At 71.6% G+C, this 4,304-nt stretch carries 5 protein-coding genes; 1 reads left to right on the forward strand and 4 read right to left on the reverse strand.

The features are described 5' to 3' along the window. From G3I65_RS32095 to G3I65_RS32105, 3 genes are all read right to left on the reverse strand, one after another. On the reverse strand, positions 1–510 hold a 510-nt coding region (locus tag G3I65_RS32095; protein ID WP_160699423.1), incomplete at its 3' end, for a hypothetical protein. Between the two features lie 195 nt (positions 511–705). After that, positions 706–1,155, reverse strand: coding sequence for a hypothetical protein (locus G3I65_RS32100; protein WP_160699424.1), 450 nt, complete (start codon positions 1,153–1,155; stop codon positions 706–708). Between the two features lie 71 nt (positions 1,156–1,226). Further along, positions 1,227–2,627, reverse strand: a complete 1,401-nt coding sequence (locus G3I65_RS32105; protein ID WP_160699425.1) for an NAD(P)H-quinone dehydrogenase — start codon at positions 2,625–2,627, stop codon at positions 1,227–1,229. Positions 2,628–2,755: 128 nt separating this feature from the next. On the opposite strand from G3I65_RS32105, the gene G3I65_RS32110 reads away from it, so the two are divergent. Continuing rightward, positions 2,756–3,208 carry a gamma-glutamylcyclotransferase gene (locus G3I65_RS32110; protein WP_191984024.1) on the forward strand — a complete coding sequence of 151 codons (453 nt, stop codon included), beginning with the start codon at positions 2,756–2,758 and terminating at the stop codon, positions 3,206–3,208. A gap of 297 nt (positions 3,209–3,505) precedes the next feature. Here G3I65_RS32110 and G3I65_RS32115 read toward each other — a convergent pair. After that, a partial coding sequence (locus tag G3I65_RS32115; RefSeq protein ID WP_160699426.1) for an amidohydrolase occupies positions 3,506–4,304 on the reverse strand: 799 nt, incomplete at its 5' end.

The raw sequence follows: 4,304 nt of genomic DNA on the forward strand, positions 1-4,304 counted from the left end.
CGGCGCGCCGGAGCCGTCGACCGGGCCGTCCGTGCCGCCGGTCTGCGGCGCCCCGGCCGGCACCTTGGTGACTTGCTTCGAACCACCCAGAACGGTGATCTTGGTGCTGACCTCCGCGCCGCCGCAGAAGAACGACACCGGGTAGACGCCCGGCTTCACCTGCTTCACGACCGCGGTCGCGACGGCGGCCGGCGCGATCGCCGGGTCGTTCTGCGGGCCGGTGCGGCGCAGCGCGCCGATGGTGAGCGCCGGCGAGGTCAAGCCGTGCGTGCCCTCGGCGGCGCAGCCGACACGGATTTCCACCTTCGTGGCGGAGCGGGCGATCTTCGGCATCACGCGGACGTACGCCTTCGGGACGCCCACGTGGTCCGGCGGCGCCTCCTGGGAGGAGGACGGCGCCGTGGGCGTCGCAGTCGGCGAAGCGCTGGGCGCGGTGCTCGCGAGCGCGGCGCCGGGCGCGAGAACGAGGAAAGCCGCGGCGACGCCCGCGACGACGACAGAATTCTTCATTCTTTTCTCCCCTGTGGAATGATTCGGCTCAGCCATTTCGCGGACACCGATCACAGTTCCCCTTGCCTCGGCTTCGTCCGCTCGCCTATACCCCCTAAGACGCCTCTGCCTGGGGCGGGTTGCGCCCGAAGGTCACGAAAGCGACATAAAAAACCGCCCCGGAGCGAACTCCGGGGCGGTTCCGACAAAAGAAAATCAGCCTGCCATGCTGCCGTCGCCCGCTTTCGCGGCACCGGACGGCACCTTCGCCACCTGCGCCGCCGGCACCGTGAACTTCGTGGTGTACGTCTGGCCGCCGCAGGTGACGGTCAGCGGGTACTCGCCCGCGGCCGTGCCGGGCTTGAGGGTGGCGTCCGCGCTGATGTTCGCGTCCGCGCCCATGAACGGGCCCGGGGTGTAGTTGGCGAAGTCCAGCACCGGCGAGGCGAACTTCGGCGAAGCGCCTTCGCACTTGGCCAGCGCGACGTTCGGCGCGTCGCGCACGTACTTGTCCACGAGCGTCCGGTTGATCGCGGTGTTGACGTTGAGCTGGACGCTGCCGGCCGGCGCGGGTGCCGCGGGACCGCCGCTCTGCGCCGTCGCGGGCGCCGCCAGCGCCGTCGCACCGATCACCGCTGCCGCAACGAAAACCACCGTCTTGCGCACCATCGCACCCTTCGCGTCTTCAAGCCTTACCCCGACAAGACGCGACAGGGCGCGACGGGTTGCCTACCGGATCAGTCCAGATCGTCGTGGCGCATGAGCTGGCGCCCGGCCTCGGTGATCGAGCCCGACAGCGACGGGTAGACCGAAAATGTCAGTGCCAGGTGGTCCACTGTGAGCTGGTTCTGGACGGCGAGCGCGATGGGAAGGATGAGCTCGCTCGCCTGCGGCGCCACGACGACGCCACCGACGACCACGCCGGTGGCGGGGCGGCAGAACAGCTTCACGAAGCCTCGGCGGAGGCCCTCCATCTTCGCGCGCGCGTTGGTGGCCAGGGGCAGCATGATGGTGCGCGCGGGCACCTCGCCGGAGTCGATCGCCTGCTGGCTGATGCCGACGGTGGCGATCTCCGGGTGGGTGAACACGTTGGCGGCGACGGTCTTGAGCTTGATCGGCGCGACGCCTTCGCCCAGCGCGTGCCACATCGCGATGCGGCCCTGCATGCTCGCCACCGAGGCCAGCATGAGCACGCCGGTGCAGTCACCGGCGGCGTAGATCCCGGGAACGGAGGTGCGCGATACGCGGTCGACGGTGATGAACCCGCCGGGGCCGGGGGCGATGCCGACCTTGTCGAGGCCGATGTCCTGGGTGTTCGGGATCGACCCGACGGTCATCAGCGCGTGGCTGGCTTCGATCACGCGGCCGTCGGCGAGGTGGATCTCGACGCCCTTGTCGGTGCGCTCGACGCGGTCGGCGCGCGCCTGCTTCGCCACGGTCGTGCCGCGCTGGGAGAAGACCTCTTCGAGCACCGCGGCGGCGTCGGCGTCCTCGTGCGGGAGGACGCGGTCGCGGCTGGAGACGACGGTGACCTTGACGCCCATCTCGGTGTAGGCGGACGCGAACTCGGCGCCGGTGACGCCCGAGCCGATCACGGCGAGGTGCTCCGGCAGCTCCTGGAGCTCGTAGAGCTGGCGCCAGTCGAGGATGCGCTCGCCGTCCGGCACCGCGCCGGGGAGGACGCGCGGGGTGGCGCCGGTCGCGATCAGGACGACGTCGGCGGGCAGGGCCTCGGTGCCGTCCTTGGTCGTCACGGCGACCTTGTGGGTGGCCAGGCCGGTTTCCTCGTCGCAGAAGCGCGCTTCGCCGATGACGACGCGGACGCCTTCGCGCTGGACACGGGCGCGGATGTCGGCGGACTGCGCGAGCGCGAGGCCCTTCACGCGGCCGTGCACGGTCGGGAGGTCGATGCTGGTGTCGGCCAGGTCGGTGTTGATGCCGAGCTCGCCGAGGTCGTGCATCTTCGCCAGCGCGCCGGAGCTCGCGATGAACGTCTTCGACGGGACGCAGTCGTAGAGCACGCAGGCGCCGCCCAGGCCGTCCCGTTCGACGATCGTGACGTCGGCGCCGTGCTGGGCCGCGACGAGCGCGGCTTCGTAGCCGGCCGGGCCCCCGCCCATGATCACGATCCTGGTCACCTGAGTCCTCCTCGATGTGCTCGTGTGCGGTGCTCTCACCGTACGCGGCGCAGGTGTCCGGACACTGAAGTGGGCGAACACGGCGAGTGCGTCCACTCGGGCGAGGGAGAGGTCGCTAGGCTGTCGGCGTGCCGTTGTATGCCGCGTACGGATCGAACATGGAGCCCGCCCAGATGCTGGAGCGCGCGCCGCACTCTCCGATGGCCGGCACCGGCTGGCTGGAGGGGTGGCGCCTGACCTTCGGCGGCGAGGACCTCGGCTGGGAAGGTGCCCTGGCCACGATCGTCGAAGACCCGGGATCCCGGGTCTTCGTCGTTCTCTACGACGTGACGCCCCTGGACGAGGACGGGCTCGACCGCTGGGAAGGCGGCGAGCTCGGGATGCACACGAAGATCCGGCTCCGGGTCCAGACCATGGACGGCTCGGCGCTGGCCTGGCTGTACGTCCTGGACGCCTACGAGGGCGGTCTGCCGTCGGCGCGGTACCTGGGCGTACTGGCCGACGCCGCGGAGGCGGCCGGAGCGCCGGCGGACTACGTCGACGACCTGCGGACCCGGCCCTGTTCGGGCATCAGCGGCTGACTCCACACCCTGTGGACAACTCGGTGGCCTGAGCGCTACCACGAGCCCGCGCGAGAGCACGCGGGCACCCCGTCGAGCGCGCCGGCCGGCATGTGCATGCCGGCTTCGGCCCGGCTCCGGGCGAACGTGAATCTCCTTGCCGCACAACGAAAACAGCAGGACGGCGGGGCTCGCGCGGCGGGCCGTCGTCCAGTTTGCCCGCCGGTTCGCGGGCGCGCAAAACGGCCCTTCCCCCGATCGAGGGAAGGGCCGTTTCACGGCCTGTGGACAACTCGGTGAAGCTGTGGACAACCTCGCTCAGGCGAGCGCCGCCAAAGCGGTGTGGACCAGCGTGCGGACCCCGCAGAGCAGGGAACGCTCGTCGAGGACGAACGTGGGGCGGTGGATGTCCGACTGCGGCGCCGGCGGGCCGGACCAGACACCCAAGCGGGCGAACGCGCCCTGGATGTGCTCGAGGTACCAGCCGAAGTCTTCCCCGCCGGAGGACTGCTCGGTGCCGGCCACCGCGCCCTCGCCGAGGGCGGCTTCGACACCCGCGCGCATCAGCGCCGTCGAGTCCGCGTCCGAGACCACCGGCGGGACGCCGCGGCGGTAGTCCAGCGAGAAGCCGACGCCGGTCGGGGCCAGCAGGGACTCCACAGAGGACGCCACCAGCGGCTCCAGCGACGTCCAGACCTCGTGGTCGGCCGTGCGGAGCGTGCCGCGCAGGACACCGTCCTGGGGCACCGCGTTGGCGGCCTGGCCCGCGTGGACCGCGCCCCACACCAGGACGGTGCCGGAACGGGGGTCGACCCGGCGCGAGAGCAGCGCCGGCAGCCCGGTGATCACCGTGCCCAGCGCGTGGACCAGGTCGGCCGTCAGGTGCGGCCGGGACGTGTGGCCGCCCGGCGAGGTGAGCCGCAGCTCGATCAGGTCCGCCGCGGACGTCAGGGCGCCCACGCGCAGGCCGACCGAACCCACTTCGAGGCGCGGGTCGACGTGCAGGCCGTAGATCCGCTCGACGCCGTCGAGCGCGCCGGCCGCGATCATGTCCAGCGCGCCGCCGGGCATGACCTCCTCGGCGGGCTGGAAGACCAGCCGGACGCGGCCGGGCAGC

This window comes from Amycolatopsis sp. SID8362 (assembly GCF_010550475.1).
Taxonomy (GTDB): domain Bacteria; phylum Actinomycetota; class Actinomycetes; order Mycobacteriales; family Pseudonocardiaceae; genus Amycolatopsis; species Amycolatopsis eburnea.